The sequence below is a fragment of the Streptomyces sp. NPDC058758 genome, from assembly GCF_042746075.1.
Taxonomy (GTDB): domain Bacteria; phylum Actinomycetota; class Actinomycetes; order Streptomycetales; family Streptomycetaceae; genus Streptomyces.
The window spans coordinates 55,972-78,972 of sequence record NZ_JBHYPS010000010.1 but is presented as its reverse complement, the minus strand read 5'-3'; the positions used below and the strand labels follow the sequence as shown (position 1 = coordinate 78,972).

The window sequence follows — 23,001 nt, the reverse complement described above, 5'->3', positions numbered from 1 at the left end:
ATCTTCCAGTGATGTACGCATGAAGGCAGGGCCTCTCGGTAGCTCGGTGGTTGTTGAAGCCAAGAGCTTTCCAGGAGGCCCTGTTGCCGCATGCGCACGCGGTCGCGCCCGCTGACTTCAGCCCGCCCGTCGTATCGTGCGGCTGAGCCTTTCCCCACCTCACGCTGATGCGGGGTGAAGCCGGAGCTTCCTCGAGAACCACGCCACCGCAGCCCCGGAACACCACGTCAACGCATGACCACGCCCAGGCAGGCAGAACCATCCGGCCTGCCCAGGCCCCCCACCCATCCGTCCTCATGGAACAAGGCGAACTCATCGTGGTGCGGCATCCGGCTGTCGGTCGTCACCACGATCGGCTCACCCTCCACCGGCAGTGTCCGGATGCGCACTCCTGCCACCGCGCCGTAGACCTGCGAGGCCATGGCCCGGTCGGCATAGATCTCCGGTTCATAGGCGTCCTCTCCACGGAGACCGGTCTCCGTGACCCGGTAGAGAGACAACAGCACGACCACCAGGGACCGGCCCGAGAGCACCGCGGCCACCAGACCGTCCTCGCGCTCCTCCAGAGCCGATGTCCGGAAGTGCGGATGACTGCCGACCTGCGCCGCGACGAACTCCCAGGCGTCCCGGTGACGGACCAGCGTCGCCGACGCGGCCCTGCCGGCCCTCGTGACCGCCCGGATCCGGCCCGCCGAACTGAAGGGATACGGCCCTCTCCACCCGCCGCCCTTCCGCCCCGGCACCTCCGGCTCCGTTTCCCGGGCAACAGAGCCGGCCCCACCCGGCACCCCGTCGGACAAGGTGCCGGCCACGCCCTCCTGCGTCTGCCCGGCAGGTTCCACACCCGTCGGCCCCTCACCCTCCGCAGAAACGACACCATCCGCCGAAGCCGACTCTCCCGTCACCGCCCGCTGCCGTCCGGGCAACTGCTCCGAGCCGTCCCCGAGACCTTCGCCGCTCCCGACACGGCGCCACCGGGCTCTGCCCCCGCCCGCGCGGGGATGGACGCCGAGGGGACGCTCACCCGCTCTGCTGGGTCTGTCAATCGAACGGCTCTTCCAAGATTTTCGTAGGCGTTGATCGTTCCAGTGATCTGCCACGAGGAGGGGGCTGCTGCTGCCAGGCTGCTGACGTGTGATGTCACTGTTGAGGAACTGCTGCCCCAGCTCGTGGGGTTACGGATCGAGCGTGTGGATGCCGGCCCGGTGATGTTGAGAATCACCGCGTTCACCAGGGATGACGTATCCCAGCCCTGCCCGGGGTGCGGGCAAATGTCGGACTGGCCGCACTCGCGGTATGTGCGGCATGTCGCGGACGAGGCGGTCGGTGGGCGGCCGGTTGTGATCGATCTGTCGGTACGGCGGCTGTACTGCGAGAACCCCGCCTGCCCAAGGACGACGTTCGTCGAGCAGGTCAACGGGCTGACGGAGCGCTATCAGCGCCGGACCCCGGCTCTGCGGCAGATCGTCGAGGCGGTCGCGGTGGCGCTGGCGGGTTCGGCCGGGGCCCGGCTGCTGGCGGTGATGCACCAGACGCTGTCCTGGGCGACGGTGCTGAACTGTCTGATGCGCATCGCGCTACCGGACCGGCCGCCGCCCGTGGTGGCCGGGATCGACGAATTCGCCCTACTCAAGGGGCACCGCTACGCAACGATCATCATCGATGCCGACAGCGGGCAGCGCGTCGACGTGCTGCCCGACCGGAAGGCGGCCACCGTGACCGCCTGGCTGCGCAAGCATCCCGGCGTCCGCGTGGTGTGCCGCGACGGCTCGGGCGCCTTCGCCCAGGCCACCACCGACGCCGACCCGACGATCGTGCAGGTCGGCGACCGCTGGCACCTCTGGCACGGCCTAACTGTATTGACCTGCAGCGTTGTTGACGCGGGTGATGGGCGGGTGTCCGTCGAGTGCGGTGTGGCAGCGGTGGTGGTTGTAGGTGTGGAGGAAGTCTGCCAGGGCGGCTGTCCGCTCGGTGTTCGAGGTGTAGGGCCGTAGGTAGGCCCATTCGTCGAGCAGGGTGCGGTTGAAGCGTTCGACCTTGCCGTTGGTCTGCGGCCGGTAGGGCCTGATCTTCTTGTGGGCGATGCCGGCCGCGGTCAGGGTCTGGGTGAAGAGCTTGGACTTGTAGCAGGCGCCGTTGTCGGTCAGGACGCGTTCGACGGTGATGCCGTGGCCGGTGAAGAACGCGTTCGCGCGTTGCCAGAAGGCGATCGCGGTGTGCTGGCGTTCGTCGGGCAGGATCTCGCTGTAGGCGAGGCGGGAGTGGTCGTCGACGGCGGAGTGGATGTAGCTGTAGCCGATCACCGGCGTGCAGCTCTTGCGCTCGGTCGTGGTGGCCTGGCGGTTGCGGTCGCCGGCCGTCCTGCCGACGGTCCGCCAGCCGCCGCCGTCGGGGATGTTGCCGAGTTTTTTGATGTCGACATGGACCAGCTCGCCGGGCCGGTCGCGTTCGTAGCGGCGGATCGGCTCGCCGATGGGCCGGTCGAGCCAGGCCAGGCGGTTCAGGCCGTGCCGGCGAAGGATCTGGTGCACGGTCGAGGCGGGCATGCCCAGGATCGGGCCGATCCGGGCCGGGCCGAGTTTGCGGTCGGTCCGCAGCCGGCAGACCTGGTCCTCGACCACGGCGGAGGTCCGGTGCGGGGTCGAGTGTGGGTGGCTGGAACGGTCGGCAAGGCCCGCGTCGCCCTCGGCCCGCCAGCGGCGGACCCATTTGTGGGCCGTGGGCCGGGATATCCCCATCTCCGCGGCCACATGCGCGATGGGACGGCCCGCGAGGACGCGTTCGACCAGGATCCGCCTGCCGTGAACGGTCAGCCGGGCATTACGGTGGGACACGAAGACCTCCGTGTGCGGTGTGGAGCCTAGACACCCCCACCACACCGGAGGTCTTCGCCATGATCAAGACCAGCCAGCGTTAACAACGCTCGTGATCAATACAGCTAGGCAGTGTCTTCAAATGATCATCGCTGGTGGATCATGGGGTCGTGATACGTCGTCATGAACTGCCTGATGCCGAGTGGGAGTTCGTCCGGCCGTTGCTGCCCGTGTCGTTGCGGGGGCGGAAGCGGCTGGACGACCGCCGAGTCCTGAACGGGATCGTGTGGAAGTTCCGGACCGGGACGGCCTGGCGGGACGTGCCCGAGCGTTACGGCCCGTGGGCCACGCTGCACACGCGGTTTCGCAGGTGGGCGGCGGACGGGACGTTCGACCGGATGCTGCGGGCTGCACAGGCGAAGGCGGACGCAGCAGGCGACATCGAGTGGCTGGTGTCGGTCGACTCCACGATCGTCCGCGCCCACCAGCATGCGGCCGGGCCCCAAAGGGGGCTCCGTGACCCGGCCCTCGGTCGGTCCAGAGGCGGGCTGACCAGCAAGATCCATTTGGCCTGCGACGGCCGCGGCCGTCCGCTCGACTTCGTCGTGACGGGCGGCAACACCAACGACTGCACCCGGTTCACCGCCGTGGTGGAAGCGATCCGGGTGCCCCGGACCGGACCGGGACGGCCCCGCGCCCGGCCCGATCACGTCCTGGGCGACAAGGGCTACAGCTCCAAAGCGATCCGTACCTGGCTCCGCCGTCGGGGCATCCCGCACACGATTCCCGAACGGGCCGACCAGGCTCGCAACCGGGCCCGGCACGGCTGCCGCGGAGGCCGCCCGCCGGCCTTCGACCGTGAGGTCTACAAGCGCCGCAATGTCGTGGAACGCTGCTTCAATCGCTTGAAGCAGTGGCGTGGCATCGCCACCCGGTACGACAAGACTGCTCAGTCCTACGAACCTACGAAGCCGCCGTCACCCTCGCATCACTCCTGATGCGGGCGTGACATTTGACGACAGAACCTAGACGCCGTCGCTGCACTGCCCGGACGTGGTCCGCCCCTGGAGGCTTTCTTCGGTTGCATGTACTACGCGGCCATGCGGCCCGCAGAGGTCATCCATCTCCGCGTTGAGCAGTGCCACTTGCCCAAGTCGGGATGGGGAATGCTGAATCTGTCCGGGGGTGTCGTCACCGCCGGCAAGGACTGGACGGATGATGGCAGTGTGTACGAGGTTCACTCCCTCAAGCGACGCGCAGCCACCGCGACGCGTCCTGTCTCGATCCCGCCCCAGTTCGTCCGCATACTTGCCACCCACATAGAGAGGTTTGGCGTGGAGCCGGACGGCCGCCTGTTCCGGAACCGGGAGGGGAACTATGTGGAGGCATCGGCCTACGGCCTGACGTGGGCGCGGGCCAGGAAGCAGGCCTTGACGCGAATGGAGCTTGCCTCAGGCCTTGTCAAGCGACCGTATGACCTCCGCCATGCCGGCATCTCCTTCTGGCTGTACTCCGGCGTGGACCCGGCCGAATGCGCTCGCAGAGCCGGTCAGAGCATCGAGGTCCTCTTCCGCTTCTACGCCAAGTTCCTGGACGGCGTTCGGGACCAGGCGAACCGCCTCATCGAGCAGTCCATGGAGGAATGGGACCGTATCAGCCAGGGCGCCACCCCCTCAGCCGGGCCGGACTTGGACCGGAAATAGACCGGAAGAGCTGGTCAGGACTGGGATAGAGGTGGGAGAAACTGGTAGTTACGCCGCATAATCCATCTCGCGCTGGCTGATGCGACTGGTGGGCGCCTGCCTGGGTAAAAGCCCAGGTCAGGCGCCCTTTCCTGTGCCCCTAGAAGAAGCCGAGCTTCTTCGGCGAGTACGACACGAGAAGATTCTTCGTCTGCTGGTAGTGGTCCAGCATCATCTTGTGGGTCTCGCGGCCGACGCCCGACTGCTTGTAGCCGCCGAAGGCGGCGTGGGCCGGGTAGGCGTGGTAGCAGTTGGTCCAGACGCGGCCCGCCTGGATCGCGCGGCCGGCGCGGTAGGCGGTGTTCGCGTCGCGGGTCCAGACGCCGGCGCCCAGGCCGTACAGGGTGTCGTTCGCCGTCCGGATCGCGTCGTCGAAGTCCGTGAAGGAGGTCACCGCCACGACCGGGCCGAAGATCTCCTCCTGGAAGATCCGCATGCGGTTGTCGCCCTCGAAGACGGTCGGCTGGATGTAGTAGCCGCCCTCCAGGTCCCCGCCGTGGCCCACCTGCTGACCACCCGTCAGGATCTTCGCGCCCTCCTGCTGGCCGATCTCCAGGTAGGAGAGGATCTTCTTCAGCTGCTCCGCCGACGCCTGCGCGCCGATCATCGTCGCCGGGTCCAGCGGGTGGCCCGCGACGATCGCCTCCGTGCGGGCGACCGCCGCCTCCATGAACTCGCCGTAGCAGCCGCGCTGGACGAGCGCCCGCGAGGGACAGGTGCAGACCTCGCCCTGGTTGAGGGCGAACATCGTGAAGCCCTCCAGCGCCTTGTCGCGGAAGTCGTCGTCCGCCGCCCACACGTCGTCGAAGAAGATGTTCGGCGACTTCCCGCCCAGCTCCAGCGTCACGGGCTTCAGGTTGGCGGAGGCGTACTCCATGATCAGGCGGCCGGTCGACGTCTCACCGGTGAAGGCGATCTTCGCCACCCGCGGCGAGGAGGCGAGCGGCTTGCCGGCCTCCTCGCCGAAGCCGTTGACGACGTTCAGCACGCCCGGCGGCAGCAGGTCCGCGACCAGGCTCAGCCAGTAGTGCACCGACGCCGGCGTCTGCTCGGCCGGCTTCAGCACGACCGCGTTGCCCGCCGCCAGCGCCGGGGCGAGCTTCCACACCGCCATCAGGATGGGGAAGTTCCACGGGATGATCTGCGCCACGACCCCCAGCGGCTCGTGGAAGTGGTACGCCACCGTGTCCTCGTCGATCTGGCTGAGCGCCCCCTCCTGCGCGCGCAGCGCCCCCGCGAAGTAGCGGAAGTGGTCGATGGCGAGGGGGATGTCGGCGGCGAGGGTCTCCCGGACCGGCTTGCCGTTGTCCCAGGTCTCCGCGACCGCGAGCGCCTCCAGGTTCGCCTCCATCCGGTCGGCGATCCGCAGCAGCACCGCCGACCGCTCGGCCGGCGCCGTGCGCCCCCAGGCCGGGGCGGCCGCGTGCGCCGCGTCCAGGGCGCGCTCCACGTCCTCGGCCGAACCCCGGGCGATCTCGGTGAACGGCTTGCCGTCGACCGGGCTCGGGTTCTCGAAGTACCGGCCGCCGGCCGGGGCGACGTACTCGCCGCCGATCCAGTGGTCGTAGCGCGTCGCGTACGCCATCAGCGCGCCCTCGGTGCCGGGTGCGGCGTAACGGGTCATGGACGGACCTCCCTGCGGGTCGGACGGATCCGGCCCCCGCGGGCCGCCGGGAGGCGGGCGCGCGCGGACGGCCGGACGGTACGCGCCGTCGTCGCGACCGGCGCCCTCTCACCGCCGAGTGTGCGGAAGCGGACGTTGCAACCCCGTTGCGCCGGCGGACAGCTCCGCCTCCAGACGGTCGAGCCGGGCCCGTACGGGCGCCCGCTGCGCCGCCGGCACCGCCGCGCTCAGCGCCCGCCACACCTCCGCGTCGTCCTCGCCCCACGCGCTGTGCGCCCAGTCCGCGAGCAGCAGCGGATCCGCCCGCGCCACCAGCGCCGCCCGCACCCGGTCCGCCAGCCGCTCCCGCAGGCGTACGACCCCGGGCGCGGCCGACCCCGGCAGCAGCGGGCCCGCGTACTCCCCGGCCGCCGCCGCCACCGCCCCCGAGGCCAGGCGCCGGTCCACCGTCGCGAAGTCCGCGTCCACCGGACCGGCGAACCGGTACGGCCGCGAGCGCAGCAGCCCCGGACCGAGCAGCGCCCGCAGCCGGGACAGCTCCGCGCGCAGCGTCACCGGCGGGACCGACTCGTCCTCGTACAGCAGCGTCAGCAGTTCCTCGCCCGTCACCCCCTCCGGACGGTGCGCGAGCACCACCGCGATCTCGCTGTGCCGCCGGCTCAGCCGCAACCGCCGCCCGTCCACCGCCAGCAGCGCCTCGTCCCGGCCCAGCGCCGTCAGCCGCGGCCGCCCCGGCGCCGGATCCGGGGCCAGCAGCGCCAGCTGGGCCTCGGCCGCCCGCGCCACCGCCCGCACCAGACCGAGGCTGTGCGGATGGGCGAGCCCCGCACCGCCCGTCAGGTCGACCGCGCCGAGCAGCCGCCCGCTGCGCGGGTCGTGCAGCGGCGCCGCCGCGCACGTCCACTCCCGCACCGGCGGCCGGAAGTGCTCGGCCGCCACCACCTGTACCGGCCGGCCGACGGCGAGCGCCGTCCCCGGCGCGTTCGTCCCCGCGGCCGCCTCCGCCCAGCCGGCCCCGGCCACGAAGTTCATCCGCCGCGCCTGCCGCAGCGTCGCCGGATCCCCCTCCACCCACAGCAGCCGGCCGGCCGCGTCGCACACCGCGAGCAGGTGCCCGCCGTCCCGGACGTCGGCGCCGAGCAGCTCCCGGATCACCGGCATCGCCGCCACCAGCGGATGCCCCTCCCGGTACGCCGCCAGCTCCTCCTCGTCCAGCTCCATCGGCGCCGCCCCGTCCCGGCTGACCCGCGCCCGCTCGGACCGCCGCCACGACTCCGCCACCAGCGCCCGCACCGCCGGCCGCGCTCCCGGCCGGGACGCGGGCCCCGGCTCGTGCCGTCCGCCCCTCCGCGTCGTCGTCTCGCTCAACTCGGCCTCCCCATCGAGGTCGTACGGCTCCCAGGCGGACATCGTCGTGTCCCGGCCCGCCGCCGACAAGGACCGGGACCGGGCCGCATATGCCTCCTGTCCGGGAGCGGCGGTGCCGGGCCGGCCGCACCCCTTGACCTCAACCAAACCTGAGCTTCTACGGTGATCGCGTACTGCTGATCCGATGCACGGAAGGAGCGGCACGTGGACGTGGACGTGGACGTGAACGCGAACGGGGGCGGGGACGTGAACGTGAGCAGGGACGGGAGCGTGAACGGGACACTCAAGGACTACTCGCGGCGGGAACTCGCCGCGCAGCCCATCGGCGCCTGGACCGGCATGGCCTTCCGCCTGGTGGTCGGGGCCCTCCGCGAACAGCTGGCGGTGGAGGACCTCACACAGCCGCACTGGTGGACCCTCAACCACGTCGCCGGGGCGCCGGGCCGGTGGAACCGCGCGGAGCTGACCGAGCGGCTGGCGCGGTGGGCCGACGCCGGCACCCCCTTCCACGACGTCTTCGACGACCTCGCCGCCCGCGGCTGGCTGACGGAGGAGGAGGGTACGGGGCGCATGACGCTGACCGCGGCGGGGGAGGAGGGCCGGGCCCGTGCCGGGGAACGCAACCTGCGCGTCCACCGGCAGGTCCACGAGGGCATCGACGAGGCGGACTTCGCGACCACGATCGACGTCCTGCGCCGCATGGTCGCCAACATGGGAGGCGACGGAAACCTGCCCGGATGACGGCCGCCGTTCCGGCCCGGGACGCTCGCAGGGCCGCTCCCCGGCCCGGCGGGCACCCGGAGGCGCCCCCGGGGAGGGCGGCATTCCTTGATCAGGTTGAACGTCGCCCACAGCCCGCTCGATGCCGATGCCGATGCCGACGTCGACGTCGAGGCGGGGATACGGAGCGGTCGGAGGGGTGCTGGACTCGGTGGACAGACTGGACAAGACGCTGGCGGGCACCCCCTACCCCGGGCGGGGCGTGCTGTGGTGCCGTACCGGCGACGGCGACCTCCTCGGCGCGTACTTCCTCACGGGCCGCAGCCGCGCCTCCCAGGCCCGTACGCTGCACCGCACCCCGGAGGGCACGCTGACCGTCGCCCCCTCGGAGGCGAGCGCGCACGATCACCTGCGCCACTACGTCGCCGCCCGCCAGAGCGGCCACCGGCTGGTCTTCGGCAACGGCGAGCAGGTCGCCGCGGTCGCCGACCGGCTGGACTCCGGAGAGCACCCGGCCCTGGCCCTGGACGGCCTGGACTACGAACCCGACCCGCCGATCTTCACCCCCGCCTGACCGTCGTGGCCGACGGCCGGGGCAGCGGACCGGCCTGGTTCGGGGCGGCGCGGCACAGCGCGGGTGCGCGCGCGGAGACCAACCGGCTGACCCTGCGGGTCGACGGCCTGGAGCCCTGCGAGGGAGTCCTCATGACGACCTACCGCTCGGACGGGCAGGAGATCGCCACAGGCGACCCCTTCACCGAGGTCCGCGTCGACGCCGGGAACCGCGCCGACCTCCTCACCGCACTGTGGTCCGCCCTGCCGGCCGGGCTCCGGATCGCCGCCGCGGTCTTCTCGCCCGGTGCCCTCGCCGAGGCCGACATCCGGCAGGCCGACGGCCGGCAGGCGGACCCGGCCGACGGCCGGCAGGCGGACCCGGCCGACGGCCGAGCGCCGGAAGCCGACCACGGCGAGGCCTCACCGCCCGCCCCGCACCGCTCGCCGGCCCGCCGCCAGATCGCGGCGAAGTCCTCGGAGCGGGCGCCGCCGTCGGCCGAGCTCGTCACCCGATCCCGGGCCAAGGTCCGGGCCACCAGGAGCGCCATGCCCCTCCGGTCCGCCGGTCTCCCGCTCCCGCAGGACGAGTTTCCGGGGAGCGACGGGACGCGGGACGGTCTCGTCCGGCATGCTGCGGCTCCGGTTCCTCGCGTCCGTGCGGTTCCGTCCCGCACGGCCGTCGCGGTCGACTGCTTCGGACCTCTCCGGCCTCACGCGCGCTCCGGCGGAGCGCTGCTCGCCCGTCGCCCGCGACGGCAAGGGAGCGCCGGGAGGGGGGCGCCGGGAGGGGGCGGGTCGGGGCGTCGGTACGCGGCCCTCGTTGCGCGGCCGACGCCGTGGCCGCGCGGGCGCGGGTCCTGGCGGGTCAGCCGATCTCCTTCGGTCCGTAGAGGGCGGCGGCAGCGCCCGTCTTCAAGGCCCAGTAGCGGTCCCCGAAGGACCAGTGCCACCATTCCGTGGGGTAGTTCACCAGGCCCGCCGCGGTGAGCACACCGCCCAGGAGTTCGCGGTGGGAGCGGGCCTCCGGGCTGATGCCGGCGGCGTCGGTGTAGCAGGCGCCCCCGCTCTCCTCCGGGTCCGCGTTCATGCGGGTGCCCAGGTCCAGTTCCCGGCCGTCGGCGTCGGCCAGGGTGAGGTCCACGGCCGCGCCCGCGCTGTGCGGGGCGATCTCGGGCGGGGACACGTACCGGCTCGCCGCCGAGTGGATCTCCCCGGGGGACAGGTCGGGGTGCGCCTCGCGCAGCCGGCCGGCGTACTCCTCGAAGTACTCCCGCTGGAGGGAGGGCGGCCGGTACCCCTCGACGAACAGCAGCCGCAACCCCTCGGGCAGCAGCCCCTGTGCCTTGACCAGCCGTCCCAGCACGCCCTCCCGGAGGTGCGCGAAGGCGTCCGCCGGATCCTGCTTGCGCCTGTCGACCAGCAGCGCGCCCTCACGGCGGACGTCCACGAGGGGTTCGCCGCACTCGGCGACCGGTACCGCGGCCACCTGCGGATCCGACATCAACACGATCTTCGTCATGGGTCGATCATTCCCCAGCGCTCACCGCCGCCGGCCCACAGGGCTCCCGGGGGGCTGACGGAGGCGTGCTTCACGCTCGGCCTGCCGCCGCACGGGTTCAACCAGTGACGCCTGCCGCCGCACGAGTTCGACCGGTGCCCGGCGAGGCGGTCGCCACCTCGGGTGGTCGCCGGCACCGCCTTGAGGGGCTCCCCTGCGAGCTGCCCGGCAGGCGGACTGAACCGGGGAGTGTGGCCTTCATCTGTTGAAGATTGTGGCCTGAATTCTATGGACTGAAAAGAATCGCCGGAAGCTGGACGGAGAAGGCCCGGGGCCGGCTCGGCCCCGGGGGGCTACTCGATGCCCAGCTCGGCGCACTCGGCGGCGAGGTCCGCGGTGCAGATGTCGGCGGCCTTGTAGATGCCGTCCTTGATGACCGTGGACTGGATGTTGGTCCTGTCGACGACCACCGGGTCGAGGAGGTTCGACGGCACCCCGTCGGTCATGGTCTGGGCGTGGACCGGGACGCCCATCAGCAGGTCGACCGCGAACTCGGCCGCCTTGGGGGCCAGGTCGAGCGGGCTCTTGTAGATGGTGAAGGTCTGGGTGCCGGCGACGATCCGCTGGATGCCCGCGACCTCGGCGTCCTGGCCGCCGACCGGGATGCCCTTGATGCCGGCGTTCTCCAGGGAGGTGACGATGCCGCCCGCCATGCCGTCGTTGGCGGAGTAGACGGCGCCGATCTTGTCCTTGCCGACGGAGGAGATGGCGGCGGTCATCTTCTCGCCCGCGACCTTCGGATCCCACTCGCCCGAGGCCTCGTAGGCGATCTTGCCGACCCTGTCGTCGAGCGCCATGTGGGCGCCCTTCTTGAAGAGGGCGGCGTTCGGGTCCTTCTCGTCGCCGTTGATCATGACGACCCGGGCGGAGGCGGCCTTGTCGCCGAGGGCGGCGAGCAGGGCTTCGCCCTGGAGCTCGCCCACCTTGTAGTTGTCGTGGCTGACGTAGGCGTCCGCGCCCTGGATCGCGCGGTCGTACGCGACGACCTTGACGCCCTTGCCCTTCGCCTCGGCGACCCAGCCGGCCGCCTTGGCGGCGTCGACCGACGCGAGGGCGATGACCTTCACGCCGTCGGCGACGAGCTGGTCGAACTGCTGCTTCTGCTTCACGACGTCGGAGGCGGCGTTGCCGTACACGACCTCGCAGTCCATGCACGCCCTCTTGACGGCCCTCTCGAACTGCGGCTTGTCCAGCGCCTCGTACCGCGCCGCCTTGTTCTCCGGCAGGAGCAGGCCGATCTTGGTCGAGCTGCCCTCGTCCTGGCCGCCGCCGTCGGCCGTGCCGCAGGCGGAGAGGGCGAGGGCCATGGAGACCGCGGCCGTGCCTGTGACGACACGACGGGTCGTTGCGTTCATGGGGTGGTGCCTCCCTGACGAGGCCGCGACGGTGCGGCCGAGGTGCCACGAAGTCAACTCGGCCCGCAGTTTGCCGTCAAGAAGTGAAGAGTTAACGAGATCGCAACGGACCTGCCCATCGACAGGTGAACAGACGCGGGGCCCGCCGGAGCGCTCGGACCCGGCAGTCCACGACCGCGCTCACCGCCGTCGGGCGTACGCCGCCACCACCGCGCCCAGAATCCCCCCGCAGGCGACGGCGATCGACCAGGCACTCCCGGTGAGCCCGTACGCACCGGCCCCGCAGAGACCGACGGTCCCGCAGAGGCCGGCCACCACGCTCCGCGCCCCGCCCGCGCGGGAGGGCCGGCCGGCGTCCTCGCGGGACGACCGCCTCGGTGCGGCGCCGGAGCAGCGCTCCCGCAGTTCCTCGCCCGGCCACCCGTCGCCGGCTCCCGCCAGCAGCCGTATCGGGTCGGTGTGCTGCCAGCGCAGGAAGTCACGGACCAGACCGTCCACCCGCCCGCCGGCCGGCAGGGGCCGGCCGGCGTCGAGCCGTTCCAGATCGGCCAGGGTCTCCTCGAACAGCAGCCGCAGGCCGCCCTCGCGGCCACCGGCCAGCGCCTCGGTCCTCAGCAGTGCGCAGGGGGCGAACCGGGCGTCCACGAGCGCGACGAACTCCTCGTAGAGCGGCGCGAAGCGCGGGCCGATCCGGGCCAGCAGCGCCTCCCGCCGGCCCTCCAGCCGCGCCAACGCCGTCCGGCGGTCGACGACCAGGTACGGGTAGGTCGCCTCTCCCCACGCGTCGAGCAGCTCCTCGTGCTCGACGCTGCCCGCGTCCTCGGTGTCGGCGATCCTCGCCTCCGCCAGGTCTCCGGAGCCGAACATCGCCCACCACAGCAGCGGCGGCCAGTCCTTGGCCTCCAGCTCCATCGCCCCGTCGAAGAAGCCGGCCCATTCACCGGCCGAGCCGTCAGGCATCCGGGGCTCCCGGGAGCTGTTCAGATAGAGACGCGCGCTCATGCCGCGCCCCCGCCCCCACGGGTACGGGCGGCCCGGCAACCCGGCAGACCCGGCAGCTCGTCCCCGGTGGCGAGCGGGGCGTTCTCGTATTCCTCGATCAGCACGCGCCCAGCCTGCCACCTGGCTCTGACAGGCCCCACGGCGTACCCGCGGGTACCTGCGGCGTGCCCACGGCGTACCCGCGCACCCGTGACGCGTGCGGAGGGCCCCGTACGACTCGGAAGCCGAAGAAGGCGTCAGGCCTACGGGTTGAGCGCCCAGAAGCGGACCGTGTCGCTGTCGCGGTCGAACCACAGGGCCGTGCGGTGACCGGTGCCCTCGCGGTCGAGTTCCCGCGAACGGATCCACCGGGGGTGCTCCGGCCCCTCGCCGTCGAGCGGCTTCTCGAACCACGAGGAGAAGTCCTTCGCGGGCCCTTCGGAGGTGAAGGCGTGGGCCGCCGTCAACTCGGCGAGCCTGCCCGGGGCGAGGCGGGCGTAGCCCGAGATCACCAGTTCCGGGGAGGGGAGGTCCCGGTCGTCGTCCCGGCTGCTCACCCACTTCGCGTCGGTGAGCGGACCCAGCCGCGGGAACGCCCGCTCCAGTGGGGCGGTATCGGTGCGCCAGTCGTTCCCCGTCCCGTTCCCCGCACCGTCCGCCAAGGCCCGGAGCGCCCACCAGACGGGCAGGGCCGCCAGCGCGGCGCCGAACCCGAACCCGAGCAGCTTCCGCCGTTCCCGTGCGCTGACCTCCTGGGGGCGCGGAGCGCCTGATCCGGTCGTGAGAGCCGGGCCGTCGGATCCACTCACGTGCTCGTTCCCCGTTTCCCGTTCGCCGCGTCCGCCAGGTGTGCCGAGGCTGCTCCGTGCCCTCGGCGGGGAAGGCGAACAGCCTGTGGATCCTACGGCGCCGGGCGTTTGGGCGGCCTCGTCACGGCGGCACTGGGCACCGTCGCCGCCTGGGCGGCGTGGCACAGGGCGGCGGGACGGACGGCCGGCGAGCCGAGGCCGCCGACCGCCGGAGCTCCGCGCTGTTCGACCGCTGGAACGCGGCCCCGCGGTCGAGGGGCAGCCGGGCACCGTACCGTGGGAGCCCCGAGGGCTGCTCCGCCGGCCGCATCCGTCGCGTCACAGCCCGGATCCCGGCGACGACTCGGCCGGTCTCGTTGCTGCCGGGCGCTGATCACGATGACCGGCACGTCACCGTGACGCCGCGTCCCCGCGTCCCGCGTCACCGTGACGCCGCAGCGCCCGGCAGACGTCGAGCCCGTCGGTGTCGGGCCGCCCGAGGTCGAGCAGGACCAGGTCGTACGGGGTCGTGCGGCCAGGCCGGCCGACCCCGTGGTGACCCACTCCACCTCGAACCCGTAGCGCCGCAGGGACTCCGCGACCGGCTCGTCGTCTCCCACCGGCAACACACGCACGGGGCCACACCAGTTCGACGCGCGCACGTCGATCCGCCATCGGGCGCCGTGCTTCGCTCCGTACTCTCCTCCGTGCTCGGTTACGTGCTCCGTTCCGGGGGCGGGTGCCGCTCGCGGATCCCCGGTTCAGGGGCGGTGGAACCGCATCTCGGGGTACGCCGGGTCCGGGCCGTCGAGCAGGGGCTGGTCCTCGCCCCGCAGGTGCTCGTCGAAGAAGGCGGCGACGTACGTGCGGGTGAGGGCGATCGCGCGCTCGGCCGGGAGCGCTCCGCCGGGAATCCCGAAGTGGCCGAGGAGGACGGGCGCGTCGGAGAAGTCGAGGTGCTCGGCGCCGTCGGCCGTCAGCCAGCGCCGCTCCCCGCCGAGCGCCGCCCACGTGGTGTCCCACGAGGCGTCCTCGCCGCCCGGACGGTGGTACGCGTCGGTTCCCAGCAGCAGGAACGGGCGTCCGCCGAGTCCGTCGGAGGGCGGCGCGTCCCAGAACGAACCGTCCATGTTCACTCCGGCGTCGACGCGTCCGTCGGCGGCCATGGCGGCGAAGGCGCTCGCGCCGCCGACCGAGTGGCCCGCCATTCCGATCCGCGTCCGGTCGATCGAGGACGCGAACCGCCAGGCGGCCCGGGGACCCGTCAGCCGGTCCAGGACGAACCGGGTGTCGGCGGCCCGGGTGCCGGTCACCAGCGCCCCCTTGGACCAGCCGCTCTCCTCCATCACGGTGCAGGCGACGCAGGTCAGGGCGGGCCCGCCCGGCACCGACGTGCCCGACGACTCGTAGGCGTGGTCGAGCGAGGCGACGACGTAGCCCCGGGAGGCGAGGTCCACGGCGAGGGCGGTGAGGGTGAACCGCGGCATGCCGAACCCGGGCGAGAGCACCACCAGGGGGTGGCGCCCCGGAGCGGGGCGCACGTCGACCGCGCTGTACGCGGGGATCCGGGCCAACCGCCCCACCGACGCGGGGTCGTCGACCTGGATGGCCTTCAGCAGCAGCCGCGCCTCCTCCCGGGTGGAGTACGGGGCGGGACGGCCCGGCGCGGGCCGGGCGGCCGCGGGCCGGGCCGCGGGGTAGTGCAGGGTGACCATCAGCTCCCGGCCGTCGGCCTCGGGCACCCAGGGGTCGGTGCGGGAGCGGTCCACGAGGTGGAGGACGGAACTCCCCACCCCGTACGGCCCGGTGGGCGCCGGAAGCCGCAGGGCGAGCCGGTCGGCCGGGGCGTCCGGGGTGGCGGCGGTGAGGGCGGCGGGGCCGGCTGCGGCTGCGGAGAACGGGGCCGGATCCGGGACCGGACCCGGGGCCGTGGTCGCGGTGGCGGTGGTGGCGGCCGGTAACGCGACCGCGCAGGCGAGAAGGGCGGCGGCTGCCGCCCGGGTCAGCTTGTTCATGCCGACGACGTTACGTTTCCGTCGCCGCGCGCCGCGTCCACCCACGGGCGCAACCGCCGCCGGAGCCGTACGACCTGGGTCTTACGGCTCCGGTGGACCGCACCGTCCGTCTCGCTCGCTTCCCTTCTATCTCTTATCGTCATTGTCATTAGAATGGTCCGATGGAGGACATCGACGCGATCGCGGTGCTGCAGGATCCGGTGCGCCGCCGCCTGTACGAGTACGTGGCGGCGCAGGGCCGCGAGGTCGGGCGCAACGAGGCGGCGGAGGCGGCCGGCGTGGCGCGCACGCTCGCCGCGCACCACCTCGACCGGCTGACGGAGGCGGGGCTACTGGAGAGCGGCAGCCGCCGCCTGACGGGCCGTTCGGGACCGGGGGCGGGCCGTCCCGCCAAGGTGTACACGCGGGCGCGGGCCGAGCGTTCGGTCTCGCTGCCCGCCCGGGACTACCGCACCGCCGCCGAACTGCTCGCGGAGGCCGCCGAGCTGGCCGGCCTGGACGCCGGGCTCTGCGCGGCCGCGCGCCGCAGGGGAGAGGCCCTGCGCGGCTCGGCCGCGCCCTGCGGCGGCCTCGAGGAGGCCATGGCGGTGCTGGCGGCCCGGGGCTACGAACCGCGCCTCGAAGCACCGGAGGGCGCCGACGGCCCGGGGGAGGGCGGTCCGGGCGAGGGCGGGGCGGAGCCCGGCGGCCCCGCCGACGCGGCCACGGGCGTGATCCGCATGCGCAACTGTCCCTTCCATGCCGTCGCCGAACGCTTCCCGCCCCTCGTCTGCGGCATGAACCTCGCGCTCCTGGAGGGGCTGCTCGGCGCGGACGGACCCGTCCGCGCCCGCATGGACGCCCGGCCGGGGGAGTGCTGCGTGGTGGTCGAACCTTCTAAAAACAACATTCATTGACATAGAAAAGGGGTCGTGCTGGGATGAGGTCATGACCTCACCCCTGCCTCCTGTGCCTCCCATGCCTGCCACGCCTGCTGGGTCGTCTGTGACTCCCGCGCCGCCCGCGTCCTCCGCGTCCGCGTCGCACGCGCCGGCCGCCCACCTCGCCCAGCTCAACGTGGCCACGCTTCGCTTCCCCCTCGACGACCCCCGCATGGCGCCGTTCGTCGAGATGCTCGACCCGGTCAACGCCGCCGCCGACGGCGCGCCCGGCTTCGTGTGGCGACTCGTGGAGGAGGGGACGCCCGACGCCACCGGGCTGCGCCCGGCGGGGGAGGACGTCATCGTCAACCTCAGCGTGTGGGAGAACCAGGAGGCCCTGTGGGACTTCACCTACCGCAGCGGGCACCTGGAGGTGATGCGCCGGCGCCGCGACTGGTTCGCACGGCACGTCGAGGCGCACCTGGTGCTCTGGTGGGTTCCCGCCGGCCACGTCCCGACCGTCGCCGAGTCCCTGGAACGGCTGGCGGACCTGCGCGCGCACGGGCCGTCGCCGCGCGCCTTCACCTTCTCCTCCGCCCACACCGCGGCCGAGGCCGCCCCGCACCTCCGGACCGCGTGGCGCGGCTGAACCCGGCCCGGCCCCGCCCTGTTTCCGGCTCCGGCGGGGGCTTTCTCTCCAGTTCCGGTTCCGGCCCCGCGGAGGACTTCCGAGACCGTACGAGGCCGTACGAAACCGTACGAGGCGTTACGGGGCGGGAGGGCCGCCGGCCGGGACGCGCCGCTCGCGGGGCGGGCGTCCCGGCCGTCCGTCAGGCGTGCTGCTCGTCCTCGGGGACGCTGACCAGCCAGCGGGTCTCCTGGCGCGGGCGCAGGTAGAGCGCCCAGTACAGCGTGGCGACCGCCGTGATGCCGCCGGTCCACAGCAGGTACGCGGTGTCCTGCATGGACAGGACGTACAGGAGGACCACGATGAGCACGACCGGGATCGCCGGCCACAGCGGCATGCGCCAGGCCGCGACCTCGCGGTGCGCGCCGCGCCGGCTGAACAGGGCCGCCACGGAGACGAGCAGGTACATGCCGGTGACGGAGACGCCGGTGACGCCGTAGAGGGTGTCGAGGTTGACGAAGCAGAGGGCCGCGCCGGGCACGCCCACGACCAGGGTGGCCACCCACGGGGAGCCGAAGCGGCCGAGGCGGGACAGGGCGTTGTTGACCGTCTCGGGCCACGCCTTGTCCCGGGCGGAGGCGAACAGCACGCGGGAGTTCTGGATGACCATCACGATGCCGGCGTTGATGATCGCGAGCGCCACGCAGAGGCTGATGAAGGTGCCGACGGCGGAGTTGGACCAGGCGGTGATCATGCCGCTGAGGTCGCCGCCGGTCAGCGCCGCGAGGTCGTCGGCGCCGAGGGTGATCGCGATGACGGGCACGAGGATGACGGCGGTCGAGATGGCGAGCGTGGCGAGCACCGTGCGGGCGACGTTCCGGCGCGGGTTCTCCAGCTCCTCGGAGAGGTAGACGGCCGTAGAGAAGCCCTGGGTGATGAAGAGCGCGATGGCGAGGCCGGAGACGACGAGGGCGGCGGTCACCAGCGAGTGCGTGCCGTTCTCGCCCGCGACCTGGCCGTGGAGGAGGGATCCGGCGCCGCGCTGCGCGTGGGTGAAGCCGAGGACGGCGACGACACCCGCCGCGATGACCTCCAGGACGAGGAAGACGCCGGTGATCCAGGCGTTGGCCCGCAGGTCGAGCAGTCCGGCGAGGGTCGCGAGGAGCATGACGCCCGCACCGGCGAGCGGGGCCGGGACGTGCACGAGCGGCGCCAGGTAGTCGGCGGTGCCCATGGCGATCACCGGCGGCACGATCATCACCACCAGCAGCGACAGGACGAAGACCAGCCAGCCGGCGAGCCGCCCGGCCAGCGTGGAGACCATCGCGTACTCGCCGCCCGCGCTGGGGATGAGGGTGCCGAGCTCGGAGTAGACGAAGGCCACGCCGACGCAGAGCAGCGAGCCGATCGCGATGGTGAGGGCGGTGAAGGTGCCGACGCTGCCGAACAGGTCGGGGACGACCACGAAGAGCGTCGAGGCCGGGGTGACGCACGAGAGCGTCAGGAGGGTGCCGCCGACGACACCGATGGAGCGCTTGAGTTTCTGTGGCACGGGGCCGGTCTGAGGGGCCAGGGCGTGTGGTGCGCTGAGGGTGTCGGTCATCAGGCGGTTCCGATCGATGCGTGCGGTGTTTCCGAGGGGGAGCGGTATCGCCTCCGAGGCGGCCGGTGATGTGAGGGGTGTGATGTCCGTTGCTCCCGGGCTGAATGGAAGCCCTCGCGAACCCGCAGGTCAATGGCCTGCCGACTGCGGAATCCGTCGTCCGGGCCCGGGCCGGCGGGCCATCCGGGCGTCAAGGACGCGATAAGACGGCGCGAACCCCGCGTACGGGAACCGCAGGCCGGCCGGGAGGAGTTTTACCGCGCTTTACCTGCCGCCGACCCGGCCGGCCCCGGGTTCGTGCCCCGGCGTCTCCGACTTCCCGGTGCGGGCCCAGGTGGGCGCCGTCCTCGGCAGGCACGAGGGGACACCGCTACCGCGGGTCCCCCTCCACCACCGCGTAGCCGGGAATCGACGGCCGGCGCACCGTCAGCACCACCGAGTCCTCCTCCGCCACCCACGAGTGGTCCACGTCCCACCCCCGGACGACGTAGTCCCCCTGCTTCTCCAGGAGCACGCTGCGCCCGGGCAGTTCCACGCGGAAGCGACCGCTGACGAGCACGAGCAGGGCCGTACGCACCTCGCCCCGCGCCCACCGCGCGCGTTCCTCACCCCGCGGATGCACACCCCACTTGATCTCCACGTCCTCGCTGTGCCGAGGACTCCCGGCCTCCTTGAAGTGCCCGAGGATCCATCCCTTGTCGAGCGCGGCGTCCTCGCCCGCGTTCCCCACGTACACACCGCTGTCCACCGCACCGCCGTCCACGGCACGCGCCGCCGGCAGCGTGCCGTGCGCGCACCCTCCGCCGGGATACGGTGACCCCGCGAACCCGGGTGTACGGACGACGACTTCCGCACGGAAGAGACCGAGTGGGCACCGACCTGTTGATCACGAAGATCAGCCACGGCTTCGACCACCTCGACGTGGACGGCGACGGGCGGCTCACCGAGCGGGACCACGTGCTGTGCGGCCGCCGGGTGGCCGCCTCGCTCGGCCACGCCGAGGGTTCGGAGGGCGAGCGGAAGATCGTCGACGCCTATCGGGGCATCTGGCGGAACCTGCACCTCCCGCACCTGCCCGAGGGCAGCACCGCGATCTCCAAGAAGGAGTTCGTCGCCTCCACCGCCGGCCTCGCCGGGGACCCGGACGCCGCCGCGGCCACCGTCGGCGCGCCGGCGCGCGTGTTCCTGGAGGTCGCCGACACCGACCGCGACGGCCGCGTCTCACCGGCCGAGTTCCTCGTCTTCCAGCGCGGCCACTTCCCTGGCCTGACCGAGGCGGAGGCCGACGAGGCCTTCGCCCACCTGGACACCGACGGCGACGGCTCCCTCTCGGCCGAGGAGTTCGTCCGCGCCATCACCGAGTTCTGGTCGAGCACCGACCCCGCCGCCCCCGGCAACTGGTGGATGGGCCGCCCGGACCACCTGTAGGCCATCGCCGTCGGCGGGTCCGGGACAGGGAGTCCGGATTCTCCGACCCCCGGTCCGGGCACGGTCACCGTCGATCGCCCGGAACGTCCTGCCGACGACGGACGCGGGACCGATACGGCGGGGAAGCCGGTGACGTGGGCCGCCTCACGGGGGCGGCCGGGGAGGGCCGTACCTGCGTGAGGGCGACCCGCGAGCCGCTCGCCGCCGGGTACGGGGCCGGGTGCCGCTGCTCGCCGACGGCGTCTTCGCCGACGAACACGGCCGGCCCACCGCCGCGCAGGTGGGCGAGCGCCTGAGCCGACCGGACGGACGAGAGCCGTGATCCCTCCTCGCCTTCCGGCGGCCCCCCGACCCGGCTCTGCCGCGCACCGACGCCCGGTCCGCGCAGAGGCCGTGGCGACGCCGCCGCCGGTCGCCGCACTGGACCGGCCCGCCGGCGCCGTGGGATCCGCCGGTTCCTCGCCGCGCTCCGGGAACGGGACATGGCCGCGCCGGGCCTGCGCGTGCCGGGCATCCCGCCCGACGCCGGCCGTGAGGTCCGCACGGCCCCGAGGTGCCGGGAGGAGACCGGCGTGCCCGACGGGCCGCCCGGATGCCCCGTCGCTGCGGGTGGGCGGCATCCTGATGCCCCCACGGCCACGTCGTGGTGGTACGCCTCCACCGCGTCGAGCAGCTCGACCGCGGCCCCGGCGGCCACCACCTCGCCCCCGCCGGCCCCCAGCGGCTCGACCATGCCGTCCCGCGGCACGACGGAGCCCCCGGCCGACGCCATGCGGAGGCCTCTTCCGGTCGCCACGCCGTCATCGGTCGCGACGCCGTGATCGGTCGCGACGCCGTCGTCCGGCGCGGGCCGAACGGAGTTAACGATCTTGAGCTGGGGCGGTCACGGACCGGGCGGTCCGAAAGGGGCCCGATGCGCGGTCTTTCGCCGTCGCGGATGAATCGTTCCCCCAATTCTCCGGACCCCCGCAGCCCGTGATCTTCCCGGCGCGTTAGGACAACCGGAAACCCACTCCCACCGCCCTTCCCGCCCCCACCCGCCCTCCGGAGGCCTTCATGACCACCGCCCCGGCTCCCACCCGGGTCCGGATCGCGGCATCCTGCCGCTCCGTGACCGAGGCACCCGCCTTCTCCCTCGCCGTCCTGACCGTGATCCTGCTCAACGCCGTCCTGCTCGGCGCCGAGACCTACCACGGCTTCGCCACCGACCACGCCGCCCTGCTCCGCGCGGCCGAGCACGGCTGCCTCGCCTTCTTCACCCTGGAGATGCTGCTGCGCCTCGGCGCCCACGCCGACCGGCCCAAGGAGTTCGGGCGCGACGGCTGGAACCTCTTCGACCTCGCCGTCGTGGCCTGCGCCTACATCCCCTTCGTCCGCGAGAACGCCACCGTCCTGCGCCTGCTCCGCATGGTCCGGGTCCTGCGCACCGCCCGCTTCCTGCCCCAGCTGCGCATCCTGTTCATCGCCGTCTCCCGCAGCCTGCCCGGCACCGTCAGCTTCCTCTTCGTCGGAGCCGTCATCCTCTACGTCTACGCCATGGTCGGCTGGGTCTGCTTCGGCTCCCACGACCCGGCCCACTTCGGCTCCCTGGGACGCGCCCTGCTCACCCTGTTCCTGCTGATGACCCTGGAGGGCCTCCAGGACGCCATCTACAACGGACTGGCCATCTCGCGCCTGAGCATCCTCTACTACGGCTCCTACGTCCTGCTCGCCTCCTTCGTGCTGGTCAACGTCCTCATCGGGGTCGTCCTCAACAGCCTGGACGAGGCCCGCGAACTCGACGCCGCCGCCCTCGACGCCCCCGGCCGCGCACCCCGCCCCGGAAAGACCGACGACGGCACCCGCCCCGTCGCCTCCCCCGTGGAGCCCGGCGCCGGAGAACTCGCGGAGCGCATCGCCGGCATGCGGCAGGCGCTCGACACCCTGGAGCGGTCCCTGGCCGCGCACCCGCCCGCCGCCCACGACCGGGAGCGCATGACGACCATCGCCTGACCGCCCGCCCCGCTGTGGCGTCCGGACGGGAGGATACGGACAATGGGAGGGCCGAACGGCGCGCGGGACCACGCGCGCGGAGCCGACAGGGATCCAGGTGATCGGGCATGTGCCGATGGCTCGCCTACTGGGGCACGCCGGTGCTGCTCGACACGATCCTGTACCAGCCGGCCCACTCCCTCATCGACCAGAGCCTGCACTCCAAACTGGGGGTGGAGACCACCAACGGCGACGGGTTCGGCGTGGGGTGGTACTCGGAGCACAGCGAGACCCCAGCGCTCCTCAGGGACGTCGGGCCCGCCTGGAACAACCGCAACCTGCGCGAGCTGGCGGACCACGTCCGGTCCCCGCTGTTCTTCGCCCACATCCGTGCCTCCACCGGGACGGCGGTGCAGCAGTCGAACTGCCACCCGTTCCGGTACGGCCGCTGGATGTTCATGCACAACGGCGCCATCGCCGGGTTCCCCCGGCTGCGCCGTGAACTCGCCCTGCTCGTCGACCCCGGCCTCTACTCCGACATCGAGGGCACGACGGACTCCGAGGTGATGTTCTACCTGGCCCTCACCTTCGGCCTCGACGAGGACCCGCCCGCGGCCGTCGCCACGATGGCGGGCGTCGTGGAGCGGGTCGGACGGGCGCACGGGGTGGAGTTCCCCCTCCAGATGACGCTCGCCCTGACCGACGGCACGCGCGTCTGGGTCTTCCGCTACTCCAGCGCCCGGGCCTCGCGCTCGCTGTTCTACAGCAGCCGGGTGGAGGCCCTGCGCAGGCTCCACCCGGACGTCGGATTCCTGCGCCACCTCTCCGAGGACACCCGCCTCATCGTCTCCGAGCCCCTCGGCGACCTGCCCGGCGCCTGGAACGAGGTGCCGGAGAACAGCTACGGCGTCGTCCAGCCCGGCACCGACGAACTCCACCGCTTCGCCCCCGCCCCGGCCTGACCGCGACCCGGGCCGGGGGCCGCCCCCGAC

Annotated in this window: 21 protein-coding genes and 1 pseudogene; 10 read left to right on the top strand and 12 right to left on the bottom strand. The window is 72.7% G+C overall.

The genetic code is table 11. From position 1 onward, the window contains the following. Nucleotides 1-227: 227 nt before the first annotated feature. The gene (locus tag ACFW6A_RS15360; RefSeq protein ID WP_351845460.1) at nt 228-812 is read right to left on the bottom strand and encodes a hypothetical protein; all 585 of its coding nucleotides are present in this window, start codon (nt 810-812) and stop codon (nt 228-230) included. A gap of 396 nt (nt 813-1,208) precedes the next feature. On the opposite strand from ACFW6A_RS15360, the pseudogene ACFW6A_RS15355 reads away from it, so the two are divergent. Next, nucleotides 1,209-1,841, top strand: a pseudogene (locus tag ACFW6A_RS15355) (ISL3 family transposase); the annotation flags it as partial. A 9-nt stretch (nt 1,842-1,850) separates the two neighbouring features. Here the strand turns inward: ACFW6A_RS15355 and ACFW6A_RS15350 are convergent. Continuing rightward, the gene (locus ACFW6A_RS15350; RefSeq protein WP_386640936.1) at nt 1,851-2,834 is read right to left on the bottom strand and encodes an IS481 family transposase; all 984 of its coding nucleotides are present in this window, start codon (nt 2,832-2,834) and stop codon (nt 1,851-1,853) included. Between the two features lie 152 nt (nt 2,835-2,986). On the opposite strand from ACFW6A_RS15350, the gene ACFW6A_RS15345 reads away from it, so the two are divergent. Next, entirely contained in the window at nt 2,987-3,811 is an 825-nt protein-coding gene (locus ACFW6A_RS15345) for an IS5 family transposase (RefSeq protein WP_351845581.1), read from the top strand. A gap of 87 nt (nt 3,812-3,898) precedes the next feature. Continuing rightward, nucleotides 3,899-4,516, top strand: a complete 618-nt coding sequence (locus ACFW6A_RS15340; protein ID WP_351845456.1) for a hypothetical protein — start codon at nt 3,899-3,901, stop codon at nt 4,514-4,516. 139 nt (nt 4,517-4,655) lie between these two features. Here ACFW6A_RS15340 and ACFW6A_RS15335 read toward each other — a convergent pair whose 3' ends face one another. Together ACFW6A_RS15335 and ACFW6A_RS15330 are read right to left on the bottom strand one after the other, a co-directional pair. Next, nucleotides 4,656-6,179: an aldehyde dehydrogenase family protein gene (locus tag ACFW6A_RS15335; protein ID WP_386640933.1), complete on the bottom strand. Its 1,524-nt coding sequence runs from the start codon at nt 6,177-6,179 to the stop codon at nt 4,656-4,658. 108 nt (nt 6,180-6,287) lie between these two features. Continuing rightward, nucleotides 6,288-7,589 (bottom strand): GAF domain-containing protein, encoded by a 1,302-nt coding sequence (locus ACFW6A_RS15330; protein WP_351845452.1) that lies wholly within the window; start codon nt 7,587-7,589, stop codon nt 6,288-6,290. A gap of 228 nt (nt 7,590-7,817) precedes the next feature. Here ACFW6A_RS15330 and ACFW6A_RS15325 point away from each other — a divergent pair, with 228 nt between their 5' ends. Both ACFW6A_RS15325 and ACFW6A_RS15320 read left to right on the top strand, forming a co-directional pair. After that, complete coding sequence (locus ACFW6A_RS15325) at nt 7,818-8,288, top strand: MarR family transcriptional regulator (protein WP_351845579.1); 471 nt, start codon at nt 7,818-7,820, stop codon at nt 8,286-8,288. 190 nt (nt 8,289-8,478) lie between these two features. After that, complete coding sequence (locus ACFW6A_RS15320) at nt 8,479-8,841, top strand: IMP cyclohydrolase (RefSeq protein ID WP_386640930.1); 363 nt, start codon at nt 8,479-8,481, stop codon at nt 8,839-8,841. Nucleotides 8,842-9,687: 846 nt separating this feature from the next. On the opposite strand, the gene ACFW6A_RS15315 is transcribed toward ACFW6A_RS15320, so the two are convergent. The 6 genes from ACFW6A_RS15315 to ACFW6A_RS15290 all read right to left on the bottom strand — a co-directional run bounded on the left by ACFW6A_RS15315 (nt 9,688) and on the right by ACFW6A_RS15290 (nt 15,519). Continuing rightward, nucleotides 9,688-10,341, bottom strand: a complete 654-nt coding sequence (locus ACFW6A_RS15315; RefSeq protein WP_351845448.1) for a M15 family metallopeptidase — start codon at nt 10,339-10,341, stop codon at nt 9,688-9,690. A 332-nt stretch (nt 10,342-10,673) separates the two neighbouring features. Continuing rightward, entirely contained in the window at nt 10,674-11,735 is a 1,062-nt protein-coding gene (locus tag ACFW6A_RS15310; RefSeq protein ID WP_351845446.1) for a substrate-binding domain-containing protein, read from the bottom strand. Between the two features lie 180 nt (nt 11,736-11,915). Next, nucleotides 11,916-12,737, bottom strand: a complete 822-nt coding sequence (locus ACFW6A_RS15305) for a hypothetical protein (RefSeq protein WP_386640926.1) — start codon at nt 12,735-12,737, stop codon at nt 11,916-11,918. 242 nt (nt 12,738-12,979) lie between these two features. Beyond that, nucleotides 12,980-13,525, bottom strand: a complete 546-nt coding sequence (locus ACFW6A_RS15300) for a hypothetical protein (RefSeq protein WP_386640923.1) — start codon at nt 13,523-13,525, stop codon at nt 12,980-12,982. A 390-nt stretch (nt 13,526-13,915) separates the two neighbouring features. Beyond that, on the bottom strand, nt 13,916-14,068 hold the full coding sequence (locus tag ACFW6A_RS15295) for a hypothetical protein (protein ID WP_351845440.1): 153 nt from the start codon (nt 14,066-14,068) through the stop codon (nt 13,916-13,918). A 197-nt stretch (nt 14,069-14,265) separates the two neighbouring features. Next, the gene (locus ACFW6A_RS15290) at nt 14,266-15,519 is read right to left on the bottom strand and encodes an alpha/beta hydrolase family protein (RefSeq protein ID WP_386640921.1); all 1,254 of its coding nucleotides are present in this window, start codon (nt 15,517-15,519) and stop codon (nt 14,266-14,268) included. A gap of 161 nt (nt 15,520-15,680) precedes the next feature. Between ACFW6A_RS15290 and ACFW6A_RS15285 the strand changes: the two genes are divergently transcribed. Continuing rightward, the gene (locus ACFW6A_RS15285; protein ID WP_386640918.1) at nt 15,681-16,415 is read left to right on the top strand and encodes a helix-turn-helix transcriptional regulator; all 735 of its coding nucleotides are present in this window, start codon (nt 15,681-15,683) and stop codon (nt 16,413-16,415) included. An 88-nt stretch (nt 16,416-16,503) separates the two neighbouring features. After that, nucleotides 16,504-17,028: a DUF3291 domain-containing protein gene (locus tag ACFW6A_RS15280; protein ID WP_386640915.1), complete on the top strand. Its 525-nt coding sequence runs from the start codon at nt 16,504-16,506 to the stop codon at nt 17,026-17,028. Nucleotides 17,029-17,209: 181 nt separating this feature from the next. Here the strand turns inward: ACFW6A_RS15280 and ACFW6A_RS15275 are convergent, their stop codons facing one another. Beyond that, nucleotides 17,210-18,610, bottom strand: coding sequence for an APC family permease (locus tag ACFW6A_RS15275; protein ID WP_386640912.1), 1,401 nt, complete (start codon nt 18,608-18,610; stop codon nt 17,210-17,212). A 370-nt stretch (nt 18,611-18,980) separates the two neighbouring features. Then, nucleotides 18,981-19,358 (bottom strand): signal peptidase I, encoded by a 378-nt coding sequence (locus tag ACFW6A_RS15270; RefSeq protein ID WP_386640909.1) that lies wholly within the window; start codon nt 19,356-19,358, stop codon nt 18,981-18,983. Nucleotides 19,359-19,477: 119 nt separating this feature from the next. Between ACFW6A_RS15270 and ACFW6A_RS15265 the strand changes: the two genes are divergently transcribed. The 3 genes from ACFW6A_RS15265 (at nt 19,478) to ACFW6A_RS15255 (ending at nt 22,971) form a co-directional block, all read left to right on the top strand. Then, nucleotides 19,478-20,038: an EF-hand domain-containing protein gene (locus ACFW6A_RS15265; protein ID WP_386640906.1), complete on the top strand. Its 561-nt coding sequence runs from the start codon at nt 19,478-19,480 to the stop codon at nt 20,036-20,038. A gap of 1,056 nt (nt 20,039-21,094) precedes the next feature. Then, complete coding sequence (locus tag ACFW6A_RS15260) at nt 21,095-22,030, top strand: ion transporter (RefSeq protein WP_351845426.1); 936 nt, start codon at nt 21,095-21,097, stop codon at nt 22,028-22,030. A 107-nt stretch (nt 22,031-22,137) separates the two neighbouring features. Beyond that, a complete protein-coding gene (locus ACFW6A_RS15255; RefSeq protein WP_351845424.1) occupies nt 22,138-22,971 on the top strand; it encodes a class II glutamine amidotransferase in 834 nt (277 codons plus the stop codon). Nucleotides 22,972-23,001 lie beyond the last annotated feature (30 nt).